19 protein-coding genes and 1 riboswitch are annotated in these 17,348 nt (G+C 67.6%); of the genes, 11 read left to right on the top strand and 8 right to left on the bottom strand.

Annotated elements, in window-relative coordinates; all coding sequences use genetic code 11:
• Positions 1 to 9 precede the first annotated feature (9 nt).
• Positions 10 to 999, top strand: coding sequence for an LLM class F420-dependent oxidoreductase (locus A5775_RS24325; RefSeq protein WP_067258469.1), 990 nt, complete (start codon positions 10 to 12; stop codon positions 997 to 999).
• A gap of 47 nt (positions 1,000 to 1,046) precedes the next feature.
• Positions 1,047 to 2,120 carry an FAD-dependent monooxygenase gene (locus A5775_RS24320; RefSeq protein ID WP_082953156.1) on the top strand — a complete coding sequence of 358 codons (1,074 nt, stop codon included), beginning with the start codon at positions 1,047 to 1,049 and terminating at the stop codon, positions 2,118 to 2,120.
• Here A5775_RS24320 and A5775_RS24315 read toward each other — a convergent pair.
• Complete coding sequence (locus A5775_RS24315) at positions 2,104 to 2,397, bottom strand: putative quinol monooxygenase (protein ID WP_067258462.1); 294 nt, start codon at positions 2,395 to 2,397, stop codon at positions 2,104 to 2,106. The two genes, A5775_RS24320 and A5775_RS24315, sit on opposite strands and share 17 nt — an antisense overlap.
• Before the next feature lie 143 nt (positions 2,398 to 2,540).
• Here A5775_RS24315 and A5775_RS24310 point away from each other — a divergent pair, with 143 nt between their 5' ends.
• A complete protein-coding gene (locus tag A5775_RS24310; RefSeq protein ID WP_067258628.1) occupies positions 2,541 to 2,954 on the top strand; it encodes a Zn-ribbon domain-containing OB-fold protein in 414 nt (137 codons plus the stop codon).
• Between the two features lie 58 nt (positions 2,955 to 3,012).
• A complete protein-coding gene (locus tag A5775_RS24305; protein ID WP_067258457.1) occupies positions 3,013 to 4,158 on the top strand; it encodes a thiolase family protein in 1,146 nt (381 codons plus the stop codon).
• Between the two features lie 68 nt (positions 4,159 to 4,226).
• Here A5775_RS24305 and A5775_RS24300 read toward each other — a convergent pair whose 3' ends face one another.
• Both A5775_RS24300 and A5775_RS24295 read right to left on the bottom strand, forming a co-directional pair.
• A complete protein-coding gene (locus A5775_RS24300) occupies positions 4,227 to 5,876 on the bottom strand; it encodes a DNA repair helicase XPB (protein WP_067258624.1) in 1,650 nt (549 codons plus the stop codon).
• Between the two features lie 57 nt (positions 5,877 to 5,933).
• A complete protein-coding gene (locus tag A5775_RS24295; protein ID WP_067258451.1) occupies positions 5,934 to 8,192 on the bottom strand; it encodes a helicase-associated domain-containing protein in 2,259 nt (752 codons plus the stop codon).
• A 120-nt stretch (positions 8,193 to 8,312) separates the two neighbouring features.
• On the opposite strand from A5775_RS24295, the gene A5775_RS24290 reads away from it, so the two are divergent.
• The 4 genes from A5775_RS24290 to A5775_RS24275 are packed head-to-tail and all read left to right on the top strand — an operon-like array spanning position 8,313 to position 9,953.
• The gene (locus A5775_RS24290; protein ID WP_197512897.1) at positions 8,313 to 8,513 is read left to right on the top strand and encodes a hypothetical protein; all 201 of its coding nucleotides are present in this window, start codon (positions 8,313 to 8,315) and stop codon (positions 8,511 to 8,513) included.
• 8 nt (positions 8,514 to 8,521) lie between these two features.
• Complete coding sequence (gene moaC / locus A5775_RS24285) at positions 8,522 to 9,052, top strand: cyclic pyranopterin monophosphate synthase MoaC (RefSeq protein WP_082953155.1); 531 nt, start codon at positions 8,522 to 8,524, stop codon at positions 9,050 to 9,052.
• Positions 9,049 to 9,531: a molybdenum cofactor biosynthesis protein B gene (locus tag A5775_RS24280; protein ID WP_067258617.1), complete on the top strand. Its 483-nt coding sequence runs from the start codon at positions 9,049 to 9,051 to the stop codon at positions 9,529 to 9,531. The genes moaC and A5775_RS24280 overlap by 4 nt, the downstream gene beginning before the upstream one ends.
• Positions 9,528 to 9,953, top strand: a complete 426-nt coding sequence (locus tag A5775_RS24275) for a molybdenum cofactor biosynthesis protein MoaE (protein ID WP_067258445.1) — start codon at positions 9,528 to 9,530, stop codon at positions 9,951 to 9,953. The genes A5775_RS24280 and A5775_RS24275 overlap by 4 nt, the downstream gene beginning before the upstream one ends.
• Before the next feature lie 76 nt (positions 9,954 to 10,029).
• Here the strand turns inward: A5775_RS24275 and A5775_RS24270 are convergent, their stop codons facing one another.
• The 4 genes from A5775_RS24270 to A5775_RS24255 all read right to left on the bottom strand — a co-directional run bounded on the left by A5775_RS24270 (position 10,030) and on the right by A5775_RS24255 (position 13,052).
• Positions 10,030 to 10,839 carry a transglycosylase family protein gene (locus tag A5775_RS24270; RefSeq protein WP_067258441.1) on the bottom strand — a complete coding sequence of 270 codons (810 nt, stop codon included), beginning with the start codon at positions 10,837 to 10,839 and terminating at the stop codon, positions 10,030 to 10,032.
• A gap of 13 nt (positions 10,840 to 10,852) precedes the next feature.
• A riboswitch (cyclic di-AMP (ydaO/yuaA leader) is annotated at positions 10,853 to 11,063 on the bottom strand.
• Positions 11,064 to 11,270: 207 nt separating this feature from the next.
• The gene (locus A5775_RS24265) at positions 11,271 to 11,549 is read right to left on the bottom strand and encodes a MoaD/ThiS family protein (RefSeq protein WP_067258438.1); all 279 of its coding nucleotides are present in this window, start codon (positions 11,547 to 11,549) and stop codon (positions 11,271 to 11,273) included.
• 4 nt (positions 11,550 to 11,553) lie between these two features.
• Entirely contained in the window at positions 11,554 to 12,648 is a 1,095-nt protein-coding gene (gene moaA, locus A5775_RS24260) for a GTP 3',8-cyclase MoaA (RefSeq protein ID WP_067258435.1), read from the bottom strand.
• Positions 12,645 to 13,052 carry a YccF domain-containing protein gene (locus tag A5775_RS24255; RefSeq protein WP_067258431.1) on the bottom strand — a complete coding sequence of 136 codons (408 nt, stop codon included), beginning with the start codon at positions 13,050 to 13,052 and terminating at the stop codon, positions 12,645 to 12,647. The genes moaA and A5775_RS24255 overlap by 4 nt, the downstream gene beginning before the upstream one ends.
• A 164-nt stretch (positions 13,053 to 13,216) precedes the next feature.
• Here A5775_RS24255 and A5775_RS24250 point away from each other — a divergent pair, with 164 nt between their 5' ends.
• The 3 genes from A5775_RS24250 (at position 13,217) to A5775_RS24240 (ending at position 16,744) form a co-directional block, all read left to right on the top strand.
• A complete protein-coding gene (locus A5775_RS24250; protein ID WP_067258428.1) occupies positions 13,217 to 13,624 on the top strand; it encodes a cold-shock protein in 408 nt (135 codons plus the stop codon).
• Positions 13,625 to 13,722: 98 nt separating this feature from the next.
• Complete coding sequence (locus A5775_RS24245) at positions 13,723 to 15,651, top strand: acyl-CoA dehydrogenase family protein (protein ID WP_067258425.1); 1,929 nt, start codon at positions 13,723 to 13,725, stop codon at positions 15,649 to 15,651.
• A gap of 88 nt (positions 15,652 to 15,739) precedes the next feature.
• Complete coding sequence (locus A5775_RS24240) at positions 15,740 to 16,744, top strand: glutathione S-transferase family protein (protein ID WP_067258422.1); 1,005 nt, start codon at positions 15,740 to 15,742, stop codon at positions 16,742 to 16,744.
• A 110-nt stretch (positions 16,745 to 16,854) separates the two neighbouring features.
• Here A5775_RS24240 and A5775_RS24235 read toward each other — a convergent pair whose 3' ends face one another.
• Positions 16,855 to 17,343, bottom strand: a complete 489-nt coding sequence (locus A5775_RS24235) for a DUF2771 domain-containing protein (RefSeq protein ID WP_156660838.1) — start codon at positions 17,341 to 17,343, stop codon at positions 16,855 to 16,857.
• Positions 17,344 to 17,348: the final 5 nt, after the last annotated feature.

The following is a 17,348-nucleotide window of genomic DNA, read 5'->3' as shown; positions in this document are numbered from 1 at the left end:
TCCGTTGATATGCGCTTCGGTCTCTTCATTCCGCAAGGCTGGCGAATGGATCTCGTCGGCATCGAACCCGACAAACACTGGGCGGTGATGCGCGACCTGGCCGACCACGCGGACCAGGGCAACTGGGACTCGCTGTGGGTCTACGACCATTTCCACACCGTCCCGGTGCCCACCGGTGAAGCCACCCACGAAGCGTGGTCGCTCATGGCCGCCTACGCGGCCACCACATCGCGGATCAAGCTCGGCCAAATGTGCACGGCGATGAGCTACCGCAACCCGGTCTACCTCGCCAAAGTCGCCGCGACCGCCGACATCATCTCCGGTGGCCGCATTCAGATGGGGATCGGCGGCGGCTGGTACGAACACGAATGGCGCGCTTACGGTTACGGATTCCCGACGGCGGGCGTGCGGTTGGGTCGCCTCGACGAAGGCGTCCAGATCATGCGCGACGCCTGGCGCGACGGCAAAGTCAGCTTCGACGGCAAGCACTACCAGGTGGACGGCGCGATCGTCGCTCCTAAGCCCCTGCAGGACAGCGGAATCCCGCTGTGGATCGCGGGCGGCGGCGAGAAGGTGACCTTGCGTATCGCCGCCAAATACGCGCAGTACACCAACTTCACGCCCGAGCCCGACGCATTCGCCCACAAGTCGGAGGTGCTGGCCGGGCACTGCCGCGACGTGGGCACGGACTTCGACGCCATCGTGCGCTCGGTCAACGTCAACGCCGTCGTCGGGACGTCGGAGGCCGACGTCAAAGACCGGATGCAACGGGTGCGCGACCGCATGGTCGGGTACGTCGGCGAGGCGTCCGCGGATGCGATGATCGCCGGCACCAGCGGGCCGGACTCGGCAACGGGCACGCCGGAACAGGTCATCGAACGCCTGACGAAGATCCGCGACCTCGGGTGCGACTACGCCATCTGTTATTTCCCCGAGGCCGCCTACGACCGGTCCGGCATCGAGCTGTTCGAAAGCCAGGTCATTCCCGCGCTGACCTAGGAGATCCCAGTGCTTCGGCGCTCTACTGCGGACATTGGGGTTGGTTCATGAGGGTGGGCATCGTCGGCGGTGGCTTCGCGGGTTTGGCCGCCGCTATCGCATTCCGGCAGGACGATCACGACGTCACCGTGTACGAGAAGGCGGCCGCACCCTCCGCGATGGGTGGCGCCATCGCGCTCGCACCAAATGCGTTGACGTGCTTGTCGATTCTGGGAGTCAGACACAATGTGGTGACCGAACCGTGGTCCCGAATGGCAGCCACGGTGCGCGCCCGCGACGGCCGCATTTTGGTCAGACGCACCCTTGCGCAACTCGCCGGAGGCGATGAGTTCGCGACCGTGCCGCGCGCTCAGTTGATCGCCTGGCTGGTTGCCGCGCTGCCCTCACGGTGTGTGCAGTACTCGGCCAGTGTCAGCCATGTCGCCGCCGACGGCACGGTTGTGGTCGGCGGCAGTGGACAGCGGTTCGATCTGGTGATCGGTGCCGACGGTCTGCGAAGCATTGCGAAGAAGCTGCTGTTCGCGGACGCGCCGCCACCGCGCGCGACCGGCATCACCGGCTGGGCCTGGACAGTGGACCGCGAACTCGCAACCGGCTTTGGTCCGATCTGGGGCAGCACAGCGGATTTCGGAATCTTGCCGTTGGTCGACGGCCGCACCTATGTCTACGGCGGCAGCCGGCGACGGGACACGGACTTGCGGTCCTTCCTTGACTGGCCCCAGCCCCTGCCTGCACTGATCCAGGCCGCGACCGCGGACGAGATAATCACCCCGGAGATCTTCGAAGCGAGACGACCACGTCAACTCATCAGGGGCAGTGTCGTGCTCATCGGCGACGCCGCGCACTGCATGCGTCCCACATTCGGCCAGGGCGCCGCGCTGGCGATGGAGGACGCCATAACGCTGGCTCGCTATGGCGCGCCCGGGCTGGCGCGACGCCGGCTGCGCATGCTCGCGTTGTACGGCGCGTCAAAAGCGGGGTCACGATTCACGGCGCCGGGCAGCGCCGCCCGGGAAAGCGCTCGCAACGGGGCGCTTCGATTCATGCCTGACCCGTTGTTCGGCGCCCTGGCGGGCTCAGTGAGCCGGTGGCGCATCCCGCGCGCTACACGTCGCTGGTGACGTACCGCGTCTTGGCCGGGGGCGCCGCGAGCAACGGAGGAAGCTGCGTCAGCTTGCCTTCGCCGGCCCGAAACGCGCGGTAAGCCTCGTCGTGCTCGACCGTCTCCCAGATTTCGTAGATCAGCCAGTGCGCTTCGTCGTCCTCGTCGACGAGCACGTCGGTGCGGACGTTCCCGTCGAACGCGCGGGTGTCCAGCAGCGCCCGGCCCATCAGCTCGCGCCCCGCGGCGACCTCGTCGGGCTTGAACCTGAGCTCGAGTATCACGGTGACCGTCATGGCGCCAACATATCTTCCCGCCGCGGCCCAGCGGTGTTCGGCCGTTGTGCGATGACGAGAATGTGGTTTCCACTTTTCGGAAGGCTGTTATACGGTTTAGTGAGTTCTGTTGGCGGATTGTGGATGTCCTGGAGGATCCCTCGATGCAGAAGGCGCTAGCCCCCGAGATCTCTACCTGGCCGGATGAGAGCCCGCAGCTGATCGGCAGCCGATGCGGCAGCTGTGCGGCCACCACCTTCCCGGTGCAGCAGTGGTGCCCGCGTTGCAGCGCCGGCGAGATGTCCGACGTGTTGTTGCCGCGCCGCGGGACGCTGGTGGCGTGGACGACGCAGGGCTTCCCGCCCGGAGCCCCCTACCTCGGCCCGGCCGGCAAGGACTTCGTGCCGTTCGGCGTCGGCCTGGTTCAGCTCGATGACGTCATCCGCGTCGAAGGGCGGTTGACCGAGAACGACCCGGCCAAGCTGCAGTTCGGCCAGGAGGTTGAGCTCACCATGGTGCCGTTCGCCACCGACGACGAGGGCGCCGAAATCATCACCTTCGCGTTCCAGCCGGTCTAGGGGCGGGCGCCACCAAGCCATCCAACGGGTCGCCCCCGTCTACCCAGGAGGATTTGAGATGACCAACGACGTCGCCATCATCGGCGTGGGCCTCCACCCGTTCGGCAGGTTCGAGAAGACCGCGATGCAGATGGGCGCCGAGGCGGTGCAGCTGGCGCTCAAAGACGCCGGCGTGGACTGGAAGGACATCCAGTTCGGTTTCGGTGGCAGCTACGAGGTCTCCAACCCCGACGCGGTGACCCGCCTGGTCGGGCTGACCGGAATCACGTTCACCAACGTGTTCAACGCCTGCGCCACCGCGGCCAGCGCCATCCAGCAGACCGCCGACACCATCCGGCTGGGCAAGTACGACATCGGCATCGCCATCGGCCTCGACAAGCACCCTCGCGGTGCGTTCACCGACGACCCCGCCAAGCTGGCGCTGCCGCAGTGGTACGCCAACAACGGGCAGTTCGTCACCACCAAGTTCTTCGGCATGAAGGCCAACAAGTACATCCACGACCACAACATCTCCCAGGAGACGCTGGCGCGGGTAGCCAACAAGAACTTCCGCAATGGTGCGCTGAACCCGAATGCGTTCCGGCGCAAGGAAATTTCCGTCGAGGAGATCCTCAAGTCGCCCGCGCTGAACTACCCGTTGACGCAGTACATGTTCTGTGCACCCGACGAGGGCGCCGCCGCGGTGATTATGTGTCGCGCCGACATGGCCGAGAAATTCACCGACAAACCGGTGTATGTGCGCGCCAGTGAAATCCGCACGCGCACGTTCGGCGCCTATGAGGTGCATGCCACCTCGGCGCCGCTCGACGAGGATCCCTCGCCGACGGTGTATGCGGCTAAGGCGGCCTACGAGGAGGCCGGCATCGGACCCGAAGACGTCGACATAGCGCAACTGCAGGACACCGACGCCGGCGCCGAGGTGATCAACATGGCCGAGACCGGCCTGTGTGCCGACGGCGAGCAGGAAAAGCTACTGGCTGACGGCGCCACCGAGATCCACGGCTCGATACCCGTCAACACCGACGGCGGGCTGATCGCCAACGGCGAGCCGATCGGCGCGTCGGGGCTGCGGCAGGTGCACGAACTGGTGCGGCAGCTGCGCGGGGAAGCGGGGGAGCGTCAGGTGCCCGGCAACCCGCGCGTCGGGCTGGCCCAGGTGTACGGGGCGCCTGGCACCGCGTCGGCGACGATCCTGTCTCTGTAGCGCCCCGCCGCGCAGACGCAAAGGCACCCGAAACAACGGAGTTTCGGGTGCCTTTGCGTCTGCCCGAGCTAAATGGCCGGGCCGAGGAGGTCGTCGGCGTCGCGGATGATGTAGCCATAGCCCTGCTCGGCCAGGAAGCGCTGCCGGTGCGCCGCATATTCGGCGTCCAGGCTGTCGCGCGCCACCACGGAATAGAAGATGGCACCCCCGCCGTCGGCCTTGGGCCGCAGCAACCGGCCCAGCCGCTGCGCCTCCTCCTGGCGTGAACCGAAGGTTCCCGAAACCTGCACGGCCACCGCGGCTTCCGGCAAGTCGATGGAGAAGTTGGCGACCTTGGACACCACCAGCGTGTTCACCTCGCCGCGGCGGAAGGCGTCGAACAGCTCTTCGCGTTCCTTGGTCCGCGTGGAGCCCTGGATCACCGGGGCGCCCAGTTCGGCGCCCAGCTCGTCGAGCTGATCGAGATACGCGCCGATCACCAGGGTCTGCTCACCCTGATGCCTTGCCAAAATCGATTTGACCACAGCGATTTTGGTGTGCACCGTCGAGCACAGCTTGTAACGCTCCTCGGGCTCCGCGGTGGCGTACATCATCCGCTCGTTGTCGGTCATGGTGACGCGCACCTCGATGCACTCCGCCGGGGCGATCCACCCCTGCGCCTCGATGTCCTTCCACGGCGCGTCATAGCGTTTGGGGCCGATCAGGGAGAACACGTCGCCCTCGCGGCCGTCCTCGCGGACCAGCGTTGCGGTCAGCCCCAGGCGCCGCTTGGACTGCAGGTCGGCGGTCATCCGGAACACCGGCGCCGGCAGCAAGTGGACCTCGTCGTAGATGATCAGCCCCCAGTCGCGGCTGTCGAAGAGCTCGAGGTGCCGATACTCGCCCTTGGTGCGGCGGGTGATCATCTGGTACGTCGAAATCGTGACGGGCCGGATCTCCTTGCGCTCACCGGAGTATTCGCCGATCTCGTCCTCGGTAAGCGACGTGCGAGCGATCAGCTCGCGTTTCCACTGCCGCGCCGCGACGATGTTGGTGACCAAAATCAGTGTCGTCGCACCGGCTTTCGCCATCGCCGCGGCGCCCACCAGTGTTTTACCGGCGCCGCAGGGAAGCACCACCACACCGGATCCGCCGGACCAGAACGAGTCGGTGGCCATCTGCTGATAGTCGCGCAGGTGCCAGCCGTCCTCGGCCAGGCTGATCGGATGCGCCTCGCCATTGACATAGCCCGCGAGATCCTCGGCGGGCCAACCGATCTTGAGCAGCATCTGCTTGACCCGGCCGCGCTCGCTGGGGTGGACGATGACGGTGTCGTCGTCGAGCCGAGCACCGAGCATCGGTGCGATCTTCTTGTTGCGCAGCACCTCTTCGAGCACCGCGCGGTCCAGGCTTACCAGGGTGAGTCCGTGTGCCGGGTTCTTCACCAGCTGCAGGCGGCCGTAGCGGGCCATGGTGTCGACGATGTCGACCAGCAGCGGCTGCGGCACCGCGTAGCGGGAAAAGCTGACCAGGGCGTCGACGACCTGTTCGGCGTCATGGCCGGCGGCGCGGGCGTTCCACAGCGCCAGCGGTGTGATGCGGTAGGTGTGCACGTGTTCGGGCGCGCGTTCCAGCTCGGCGAACGGCGCGATGGCGGCCCGCGCCGCACCGGCCTGCTCGTGGTCCACTTCGAGCAGCACCGTCTTGTCGGACTGCACGATCAACGGTCCGTCAGCCATGGTCAGCGCCACTCCTCCTCATCGGTTCGCTCTGCATCGTCGTCGGCGTGCATACCATTATCGGCCGGAGGCCGACACCACCGACGTGATGCGGTGGATGGCGAAGTCGCGCAGCCTTCCCGACGCCGAATCAAAGGCCACCAGCTGACCGCCCCGGACGGCGATCGGCGACACGACGCGCTGGGTGGCCACGCCGGCCGCGTCTAGATAACCGATCACCAGGGTGTCTTGTTCCTTGGCCGCGCGCTGCAACAGGGTCATGGTGGCCGCGGGATCGACGCGGATATTGCCGAATGGTGCGGCGGTGACCTTGCGCAGGACCGCCACCACCGCGTTGAGGCCTTCGCTGTTGGGACGCCGCACGGGGCGGTACGGCCGGCGTTGCTGCGGCGCGGCCACCCGGGCGCCACGCGGCCGGACGTCGACGATGGCGCCCGTGGAGTCTTCGGCCGCCGGGGCAAAACCGGCGGCCCGCAGCGCGGCGAGCACCTCAGCGATCGGGGCCGGCGACACCGCCACCGTGGGGGCCAGGGCGCGCAGCTGTACATCCTCGGTTGCGGGTGCGGCCACGGCCTGGGCCAGCAGCGCCGGATCCTCGCAGCGCACGAACGATGCGGCCATGCCGATCCGCAACTGTCCATGCCTGCGTGCGACGTCGTCGATGAGGTAGGTAAGCCCTTGGGGTACCGGCGTTTTGGAATGTTTGGTGAAAAGTGAATGCATCCAGTCGCTGGTCTTGCCGACATCGAGCGCATGCCGGATGGACTGCTCGCTGACGCGGTACACCATCGCGGTGCCGGCCGATTCGACGGTGGCCACGGTGGCGAGTTGCTCGGCCAGGTCGCGCTGCAGCGGGCCGGGCACGACAACGGTCAGGTCCGCCTGCACCAAGAAATGATCGACCGGTTTGGGCAGCGCTCGGGTCATCGCGTCGACCGCGGCCTGCGGATCGTTGTCCGCGTCCAGCAGCGCCCGACCGGGCGTGCTGATCGCCCCGCGCCCCACCAGGCCCATGGCGTGGCTTTCGGTGAGCAGATCCCCGACGGGCCCGGGCTGTAACCGTTTGGCCCAGCGCGGACGCCGCCAGATCAACGCGGCCGATGCGTGCGCCGCGTCGACGCCGGCACCGGACGGGAGCTCGGACAGCATGCCGAGCAACAGCCGGCGATCCAGCGGTGCGGCCGTGGAGTACAGCGCATCAGTAAGGGCCCCATAGGGTTTGGCGTCGGGGCTGCGAGTGCCGATCAGCGCCGGCCGGCTGGGCAGATCGAGCCAGCTGCTGGCCAACAGCTGCCAGCGCTCGGCGGTGGAGAGCGCGCTGAACCGGTCGGTGGCGATCGTCGGCGCCCAGTACGGTGCCTCGCCGGAGAGGGGTTCGGGATCAGGCATGCCGCTGGCGATCAATCCGGCCGCGGCGGCGACTTCGAGGATCAGACCCAGCCGCGGCTCTTCGATGCCGGTCGCCTTGCTCAGCCGCTTGACGTCCCGAATTCCCAGCCCGCCGCTACGCAGCTCGGAAACCGGTGCGGCGGAAAGTGTTTCGAGCAAGACGTCGAGCTCCCGCAGCAGGTCGATGGCGGCTCCGGCGGCCGTCGCGTCGGCATCGTCGGGGGTGGTGGTCGACACCACCGGGTCGGGCGCGGTCAGCTGCATGGGGCCGGGTTGCTCGCCGCGCAGCACCTGTCCCACGTGGCGGGGCAGGATCACGGTCTCGGCGTCGATGCGTCGCAGCAATCCCATGGCCAGGAGCTGGGGCACCGGGCGGTCCGCGGGCGCTCCTGGCGCGGCGTCACGGGTGCGTCCCATCGGGGAACCTTCGAGGAGTTTCTCCAGCACGTCGCGCTGTGCCTGGTTGAGGTCGTCGATCAGGCCGGCGATCTGCTCGGCGGCGCGCGAGGTGTCCTCGAGGATGACCTGCCCCGGGTGCCACGGCATCACCGTCGCGGCATCCGGGGCAACCCGCAGCGCGGTCTCGCCCCAGACCAGGACGCGTTGCCGGAGGTCGTCGACCGCGTCGAGGACGTCGTCTTCGGAGGCGCGGTCGCCGATGAGCGCCTGCAGCTTCGCGGTCGGCACCGGTTCCGCGTCGGCCTGCAGCACCAGCAGCGCGTCCAGCACGGCGAGCCGCAGGAAGTCGAGGTCGTCGGTGGCAGCCTTGATCGACTGGCGGGCCTGGGCTCGTGCTGCCAGTGCGGCGATGCTGCCGGGCGGGGGCTGGGCGAGGTCCGGCCGTAATTCCAGCAGTCGGATCAGGCGCTCATCGGATAACTCGGCCAGCCACGACCCCAGCGGGATATCCGGGGTGTTGTCGGTCATCGCTGACCAGCGTAAAGCAGGGCACGGATACCGAGCAGACGGCGAAGAGGCGGCAGCGCAGCGACTCGAACCTACGGTCTTGCGCCGCGCGCTTGTGGGTCACCTGTCAGAATGGACCTCGTGGCTGACACTGCTGAGAGCAAAGCTCGCAAAACCAAGTACGTCGACAACGGCTGGCCGACGACGGACCCCGACGACCACGCGGTCAGTGAACTTGTGACCGACCGGACGGGTGCGCTGTCGCCCTTCGGCGAGCTGACGTTCCCGCTGCCCTCCACCGAGCTGCCCTACCTGCACCCGGTCACCGTCGTCAATCGGTAGGTCTCCACATGGCTAGGGCCTCTGAGGCCGCCAAAGCCTCGGCGACCTGGGCGCCGGGAGAATCGGGCTCGGGCGCGCTGTCACACGTGGACGAGCAGGGGGCCGCACACATGGTCGACGTCAGCGAGAAAGTGGCCACCAAACGGACCGCCGTCGCCGCGGGTGTCCTGCGCACGTCGGCGCACGTCGTGACGCTGATCTCGACCGGGGGCCTGCCCAAGGGCGATGCGCTGGCCACCGCGCGGGTGGCGGGTATCCAGGCGGCAAAGCGCACCAGCGATCTCATCCCGCTCTGCCATCAGCTCGCGCTGACCGGCGTCGATATCGACTTCGCCGTGGCGGAGTCGGACATCGAGATCACCGCGACGGTGCGAAGCACCGACCGCACGGGGGTGGAGATGGAAGCGTTGACCGCCGTTGGCGTCGCAGCCCTGACGCTCTACGACATGATCAAAGCGGTCGACCCGGCCGCGCAGATCGATGACATTCGAGTCCTGCGCAAGGAAGGCGGCAAAACCGGAATGTGGACGCGGTCATGAACACCCGATCGGCCCGCGTCATCATCGCCTCGACCCGGGCGTCGGCCGGACAGTACGAAGACCGATGCGGACCGATCATCGCCGAATGGCTGACGCAGCGGGGCTTTTCGCCCGTGCAGCCGGAGGTTGTCGCCGATGGGCCGCCGGTGGGTGATGCGCTGCGCAAGGCGATCGACGACGACGTCGACGTCATCCTCACCTCCGGGGGCACCGGCATCTCGCCCACGGACAGCACCCCGGACCAGACCGTGGCCGTCATCGATTACCTGATTCCCGGCCTGGCAGAGGCGATCCGCCAGTCGGGTCTGCCGAAGGTACCGACGTCGGTGTTGTCCCGCAGTGTGTGCGGTGTGGCGGGGCGGACCCTGATCGTCAACCTGCCGGGTTCTCCCGGCGGGGTGCGCGACGGGCTGGGGGTGCTCGCCGACGTGCTCGACCACGCGCTCGATCAACTCGCCGGCAAAGACCACCAGCGATGACGCAGGTCGTGCGCGCAGCCATAACAGAGCACCCGATTGTGCTGGCCGAGCATGAAGAACTCGTGGGCCACCAGTCGGCCGGCGCCATTGTCGGGTTCGTCGGCATGATCCGCGACCACGACGTCGGGCGCCGGGTGGTGCGGCTGGAGTACTCCGCGCACCCCTCGGCGAGCCAGGTCATGGCCGATGTGGTGGCCGAGGTGGCCGCGCAGTCCAGCGGCGTGCGCGCCGTCGCCGCCAGCCACCGCATCGGTGTGCTGCACATCGGGGAGGCGGCGTTGGTGGCCGCGGTCGCCGCCGACCATCGGCAGGAGGCGTTCAGCACCTGCGCGCAACTGGTGGACACCATCAAGGCGCGACTGCCGGTGTGGAAGCACCAGTTCTTCGCCGACGGCACCGAGGAGTGGGTGGGCTCGGCCTGACGCCGCAACCGTGCCCGACACGCCCCGAACAGGAGGGTTTTCGGGGCGTGCGGGGAATCTGTTGGTTGCTAGAGCCTCAGGCGTCGGACGGCGGTTGCGCCAGGGCGTCCAACGCGTCGTTTCCCTGAAGGTCCTGTGCCCGAATCGCTTCCCACAGTTGCTGGGTGTAGCCGGCGTCGGAGGCAAGCTCGGGCATGCCGACCGGGACGAAACCGTGGAAGTCCGAGTCGGCGACGGGCGCGTCCGCCGGAGGTGCGGGCGGCATCGCGTCGGCCGGGGGTTCAGGCGGCAGATCGGCCGGGGGCGCGGCATCCGCGGGGGGAGCCGGCGGCAGATCGGCGGGGGGCGCCGGCAGGTCTGCCGGCGGAGCGTCCGGCGGTGCCGGACGGTCAAAGGAGGCCAGCTGTACCGGGGCGGGCGCCGGAGCGTCCGCGGGCGGGGCCAGCGGCGCCGGTGCGCCGTTGAGGCCGGGCGCATCCAACGGCGCGTCCAGGCCGGCCGGGGCGGGCGCCTCGCGCGGGCTGGGGGCCGACAGCGGGCCGCCGCAGACGGGCCAGGCGCCGCGACCCTGGGTCGCCAGTACTCGCTCGGCGACGGCGATCTGCTGTTCCTTGGTGGCAAGTTCGGCCGACGGGGCGTATTGGCCGCCGCCGTGTGAGGACCACGTGCCGGCGCTGAATTGCACACCGCCGTGGTAGCCGTTGCCGGTATTGATGGCCCAGTTGCCGCCGGACTCGCAACGGGCTACCTGATCCCATTCGCCGTCGGTGGCCGCGGCCGCCTGGCCGGCTAGGGCGATGCTGCCGCCACCAAGCACTGCGCCGGTAAAGGCGATCTTGGCGACGTTGACACTGGATGCGGTGGGCTTACGGTGACGTCCGCTCATGCGCGCCGATCTATTCCTCTCTCGTCACGCGCCTGCGAGGTCAGCTGTCGGGTTCGGGTTGGAGAGGCCACCCGGCCGACGTAGTCGTCGAAGCGACGACGCCGGCTTCACCCCTAGGAGCCGCGAGCGGCCCCAGTCCGATCACGGTGGACCGGTGGGTCCCCCGTCTCCATCCATGAGTTGGTCGCCCCCGCCTATTGGATGGAGTTCGGCGCGATAGGGAGGGGAGGTCCGCCAATCGGGATGGCTGGCGAGCCTTCGGAGACCGTAACGGTTTCTGTTGGTCGCGTCACGTCTGGCGACACCTGGCGTTTCGCTCTCGCTCATCTGCGAAAACCGCAGCAACACACGGTGTTTGCGCAGGTCATCACACCCGAGATCGGAGCGTGACCGCGCCGTTATCGTTCCGTTACGTGATGTATTTCACAGTTTCAGCCGCCGGAGAATGGCGGCAGAACGTCGATCGTGTCGCCGGGCCGCAACGCCGTGGTCTCGTCGCGGACGGCGACCCCGTCGCACAGGTACGAGCTTCGGCTCAACACGGTGGCAAGCCCGGATCCTCGAACGGCGAGCCGCTCGACAAGCTCGCCGACCGTGGTGCCCGGGCGCACGATCAGGGTCTCCGCCTCGACGCCCGCGGCCGCGCGGGCGGCCGCGAAGTAGCGCACGCTCACCTGGATGCCGTTTGCCTGGACGGGGGTCTGGCCCATGGGGTTAGCCACCGATCGCACTCATCGGGCGGTCGGGCTGGATGAAGTTCGGGTCGTTGATGCCGTGGCCGGCCGGCTTGCCCCACATCGCGGTACGCCACGCGGCCTCGATCGCCTCGTCGGGGGCGCCGTTGCGCAGCAGCCCGCGCAGGTCGGTCTCCTCCTTGGCGAACAGGCAGCTGCGGATCTGGCCGTCGGCCGTCAACCGGGTGCGGTCACAGGTCGAGCAAAAGGCGTGCGACACCGATGCGATGACACCCACCTTGCCGCCCGGCGTGTCCCCGCTCTCATCGACCAGCCAGAGCTCGGCGGGAGCCGAACCGCGCGGGGCCGGGTCGGGCCGCAACTGGAAATGCGGGCGCAGCGCTGCCAGCACGTCGTCGGCGGTCAGCGTCTCATCGCGGCGCCATTGGTGCCCGGCGTCCAGCGGCATCTGCTCGATGACGCGCAACTGATAGCTGCGCTCGAGGCAGAACCGCAACAGCTGCACCACGTCCTCGCGTCCGGTCGCGGGATCGAGCACGGCGTTCACCTTCACCGGCGCCAAGCCGGCCTCGTGGGCGGCGGCCAGGCCGGCCAGTACGTCGTCGAGCCGGTCACGGCGGGTGATGGCCGCGAAATGCTCCCGGTCCACGCTGTCCAGCGAGATGTTGACGCGGTCCAGGCCGGCCTTGGCGAGCCCGGCGGCCCGCCGCGCCAGCCCCACGCCGTTGGTCGTCAGGGAAATTTCGGGACGGGGCGCCAGGCCGGCCGCCGCGGCGACCACCTCTTCGAGGTGGCGGGCCAGCAAGGGTTCGCCGCCGGTGAACCGCACGCTGGTGACCCCCAGCCGCGTGACCGCGATGTGCATCAGCCTGGCCAATTCGTCGGCAGTGAGCAGTTGCTCGCCCGGCAACCAATCCAGGCCCTCGGCCGGCATGCAGTAGGTGCACCGCAGGTTGCAGCGGTCGGTCAGCGAGATCCGCAGGTCCTTGGCGACACGCCCGTAGGTGTCGACCAGCGGGCCGGCCGACGGTGCCGGGCCGGCAACGGCGCGATCGCGGGCCGGGCCGTCGGGGCGGCTCCGAACCGTCGGGAAATTCAAGGCCGTCAGGGTCATGCGGCCACCGGTGGCGCGTGGTGAAGCGGCGAGTCGAGGGGAACGATCTCCTTGCCCAGCGGCATCAGCGACACCGGAATCAGTTTGAGATTGGCCAGCGCCAGCGGAATGCCGACGATCGTCAGCGCCATTGTCACCGCGCTGACCAGATGACCGATCGCCAGCCACAGCCCGAACAGCACCACCCAGAGGATGTTTCCGATCAGGGCGCCGGAGCCCGCCGTCGGCTTGTCGACGATCGTGCGGCCGAAGGGCCACAGCGCGTAGGAGGCGATGCGCAGCGACGCGAAGCCGAACGGGATGGTGATGATCAGCAGAAAGCTGATGAGCGCCGCAACGAAGTATCCGGCGGCCATCCAGAGGCCGCCGAATAGAAGCCAGATGATGTTAAGGATCAGGCGCATATCTCCTCCGCGGGTAATACCAAGCGTACCGACTGACCAATAACGGGGGTGCTCGTTGGGCACGCATCCGAGTAGGATCAGACTCTTAATACGGCGTCCTGCGCAGGCGGGACGCTATTGTGTTGCCTTTTTCTATTGATCCGTTAGACAAGCAGGTGAGACCAGTGCCGACCGGCAAGGTTAAGTGGTACGACGCTGACAAGGGCTTCGGCTTCCTGTCGCAAGAGGACGGCGAAGACGTCTACGTCCGTTCGTCGGCGCTGCCCGCCGGGGTGGAGGGGCTCAAGGCTGGCCAGCGGGTGGAATTCGGTATCGCTTCCGGACGCCGCGGGCCGCAAGCGTTGAGCCTCAAGCTGATTGAGCCGCCGCCCAGCCTCACCAAGGCGCGGCGCGACGCGCCTGCCGAACACAAGCACAGCCCCGACGAGCTGCACGGCATGGTCGAGGACATGATCACGCTGCTGGAAAGCACCGTGCAGCCCGAGCTGCGCAAGGGCCGCTACCCGGACCGCAAGTCCGCTCGGCGGGTGTCCGAGGTGGTCAAGGCCGTGGCACGGGAACTCGACGCCTAACGCGCCGAAACTCAGCCGATTTGCAGGCGATGGCTCGGTGACGAGCCGCAGATGGGGTACTCAACGTCCCATGACGGTCGTCTAGCAAGGAGGCTTCGATGGCACAGCAAGCGCAGGTCACCGAGGAACAGGCGAGAGCACTCGCCGAGGAGTCTCGCGAAACCGGTTGGGACAAACCGTCGTTCGCGAAGGAGTTATTCCTTGGCCGCTTTCCGCTGGAGCTGATACACCCGTTCCCCACGCCCAGTGAAGCCGACGAGACCCGCACCCGCGCGTTTCTCGACAGCGTGCGCGCATTTCTGGAGACGGTCGATGGGAGCGTCATCGAACGGGATGCGCAAATTCCTGACGAGTACGTGAAGGGTTTGGCCGACTTGGGCTGCTTCGGGATGAAGATCCCCGCCGAATACGGGGGCCTGGGCATGTCGCAGGTGGCCTACAACCGGGCGCTGATGATGGTGACGAGCGTTCATCCCAGCCTTGGCGCGCTGCTGTCGGCCCATCAGTCCATCGGGGTGCCCGAGCCGCTCAAACTCGCCGGAACCCCGGAGCAGAAACAAAAGTTTTTGCCGCGCTGCGCCGCCGGGGCGATATCGGCGTTCTTGCTCACCGAACCCGATGTGGGCTCCGACCCCGCCCGGCTGGCGTCGACAGCGACCCCCATCGACGACGGGCAGGCCTACGAACTCGATGGCGTGAAGTTGTGGACTACCAACGGTGTGGTCGCCGAACTGCTGGTGATCATGGCCCGGGTACCCCGCAGCGAAGGGCGCCGCGGCGGCATCAGCGCCTTCGTCGTCGAGGCCGATTCACCCGGAATCACCGTGGAGCGGCGCAACCAATTCATGGGCCTGCGTGGCATCGAAAACGGCGTCACCCGACTGCACCGCGTTCGTGTCCCGCGCGAGAACCTGATCGGCGCCGAAGGCGACGGCTTGAAGATCGCGTTGACCACGCTCAACGCCGGACGGTTGTCGATCCCCGCCAGCGCGACGGGCTCGTCGAAGTGGGCGTTGAAGGTCGCGCGCGAATGGTCCGGTGAACGTGTGCAGTGGGGCAAACCGCTGGCCGAGCACGAAGCGGTGGCCCGCAAGCTTTCGTTCATCGCCGCGACCAACTACGCGCTCGACGCCGTGCTCGAGTTGTCCGCGCAGATGGCTGACGAAGGGCGCAACGACATCCGGATCGAGGCGGCGCTGGCGAAGTTGTGGTCCAGCGAGATGGCCTGCGTGATCGCCGACGAGGTCATGCAGATTCGGGGCGGGCGCGGCTATGAGACCGCGGAGTCGCTGGCCGCGCGCGGGGAACGCGCCGTGCCCGTCGAGCAGGTGTTGCGCGACCTGCGGATCAATCGCATCTTCGAGGGCTCCAGCGAGATCATGAGGCTGCTCATCGCCCGCGAGGCGGTCGACGCCCACCTCGCCGCGGCGGGCGACCTCGCCAAGCCCGACACCGGGTTGCGGCAGAAGGCCGCCGCGGCGGTCGGAGCGAGCGGATTCTACGCAAAGTGGTTGCCGCAACTGGTTTTCGGTGAAGGGCAGCGGCCACGGGCATACCACGAGTTCGGTCCGCTGGCCTCACACCTCCGGTTCATCGAACGCTCCAGCCGCAAGCTCGCCCGAAACACTTTCTACGGGATGGCGCGCTGGCAGGCCAAGCTGGAGCAGCGGCAGGGATTCCTCGGACGCGTCGTCGATATCGGTGCCGAGCTGTTCGCGATGTCCGCGGCGTGCGTGCACGCGGAGTCACAACGCGCCGCCGATCCGGTGGTCGGTCAGCAGGCCTACGAGCTGGCCGAAACGTTCTGCGCCCAAGCAACCCTGCGGGTGGAGACGCTGTTCCGCGGGTTGTGGGACAACACCGACGGCAGCGATGTGCAGCTCACCCGCAACCTGCTGCAGGGCCGATACAGCTGGCTGGAGGCCGGGATCATCGATCAGTCCGAGGGCACCGGGCCGTGGATCGCGCATTGGGAAGAGGGTGCGTCGACCGAAACCAATTTGGCCCGCCGTTTCCTATCGGGTTAGTCAGCGCGCCGAACGTCGACTTGACGGGCGAAACTCCTGGAATCAGCACCAACGCGTCGACGTTGGGGATTGGGGCAGAATCGTCGTCATGGCCACCTACGTCGCCGGGACGGGCGACTTCACCCGTGACACCAACTACATCAACACTCGCATCACTGCCGATGGGCGCGACGGCTACCCGGTCGAGCCCGGGCGGTATCGGCTCGTCGTCGCCCGCGCGTGCCCGTGGGCCAACCGCGCCATCATCGTCCGTCGATTGTTGGGCCTCGAAAGCGTTCTCTCCATTGGTTTTTGCGGTCCCACCCATGACGAGCGCAGCTGGACGTTCGATCTCGATCCCGGCGGTGTCGACCCGGTGCTGAAGATCCCACGGCTGCAAGACGCCTACTTCAAGCGATTCCCCGACTACCCCAAGGGCATCACGGTCCCGGCGATCGTCGATGTACCGACCGGGGCTGTGGTCACCAACGACTTCGCGCAGATGACGTTGGATCTGTCGACGGAGTGGTCGGCCTACCACCGCGACGGCGCACCCGAGCTATACCCCGAGCGACTGCGCGCGGAAATCGACGAGGTGAACAAGCGGGTCTACACCGAGATCAACAACGGTGTGTACCGATGCGGGTTCGCCGGCTCGCAGCAGGCCTACGACGCCGCTTACGACCGGCTGTTCGCCGCCTTGGATTGGGTGAGCGATCGACTGACCGATCAGCGTTACCTGGTGGGCGACAGCATCACCGAGGCCGACGTGCGGTTGTTCACCACCCTGGCCCGCTTCGACCCGGTGTATCACGGGCATTTCAAGTGCAATCGCAGCAAGTTGAGCGAGATGCCGGTGCTGTGGGCGTATGCGCGCGACCTGTTCCAGACGCCGGGCTTCGGGGACACCATCGACTTCGTCCAGATCAAGCAGCACTACTACATCGTCCACGCCGACATCAACCCCACCCGCATCGTGCCCAAGGGCCCCGACCTGTCCGGCTGGCTATCCCCGCACGGACGAGAGAGATTGGGCGGCAATCCCTTCGGGGCGGGAATGCCCCCGGGCCCGCCCGTCGAAGGGGAGCGGGTACCCGCCGGCCACGGAGCCTGAGCCTTGACCCGGGCCTACCCGGTCGCCGCCCGTCGAGTTGTTGAGGGGAATTACGGCTTGAATTCGCCCCGCGTTTGGTGGCAATAACTCCACGCTCGGCGCTCAAGAGCTCAGAACGTCAGCCGCACAGACCATTCCGCGTGCGGGACATCGCGGAGCTCGCCTGCGGGGTCCACCGCCAACGTCAGCAACTGCACGACGATCCCGGCGAGGCGACCGCGATGCGGGTCGACTGGGGGAATGGTCACGGCGAGCCGGGTGCCCGGCCGAAAGATGGTGCTGGTGGTGTTCGTCGGATCGTCATACACCTGTACCAGGCGCCAGGGCGCCCGGTAGATGGCATCGGGCACCGAGAGCTGAATCGGATAGCGCTCGCTGACCTGGAGCTCACCCTGGGTCTGCGGCGTCTCACAGTCTTCGAGGTCGAGCACGTTGCAGTAGAGGTAAGGCCCCACCCGGGTCAGGTGGCCGTGGGAATACGCGCTGATCTCGGGGCGGTGCGGACCGGAGCGGCCGACCAGCAACCACGTGCCGACCCCGACGCCCACACAGACCAGGGCCACTACGCAGGCCAGCAGCACGGCTAGGCCGCGGCTGATTCGGG

Source organism: Mycobacterium sp. 852002-10029_SCH5224772, assembly GCF_001667315.1.
GTDB lineage: Bacteria > Actinomycetota > Actinomycetes > Mycobacteriales > Mycobacteriaceae > Mycobacterium.
Note: the sequence above shows the minus strand (reverse complement) of the source record. Positions and strands in the feature narration are given on the sequence as shown.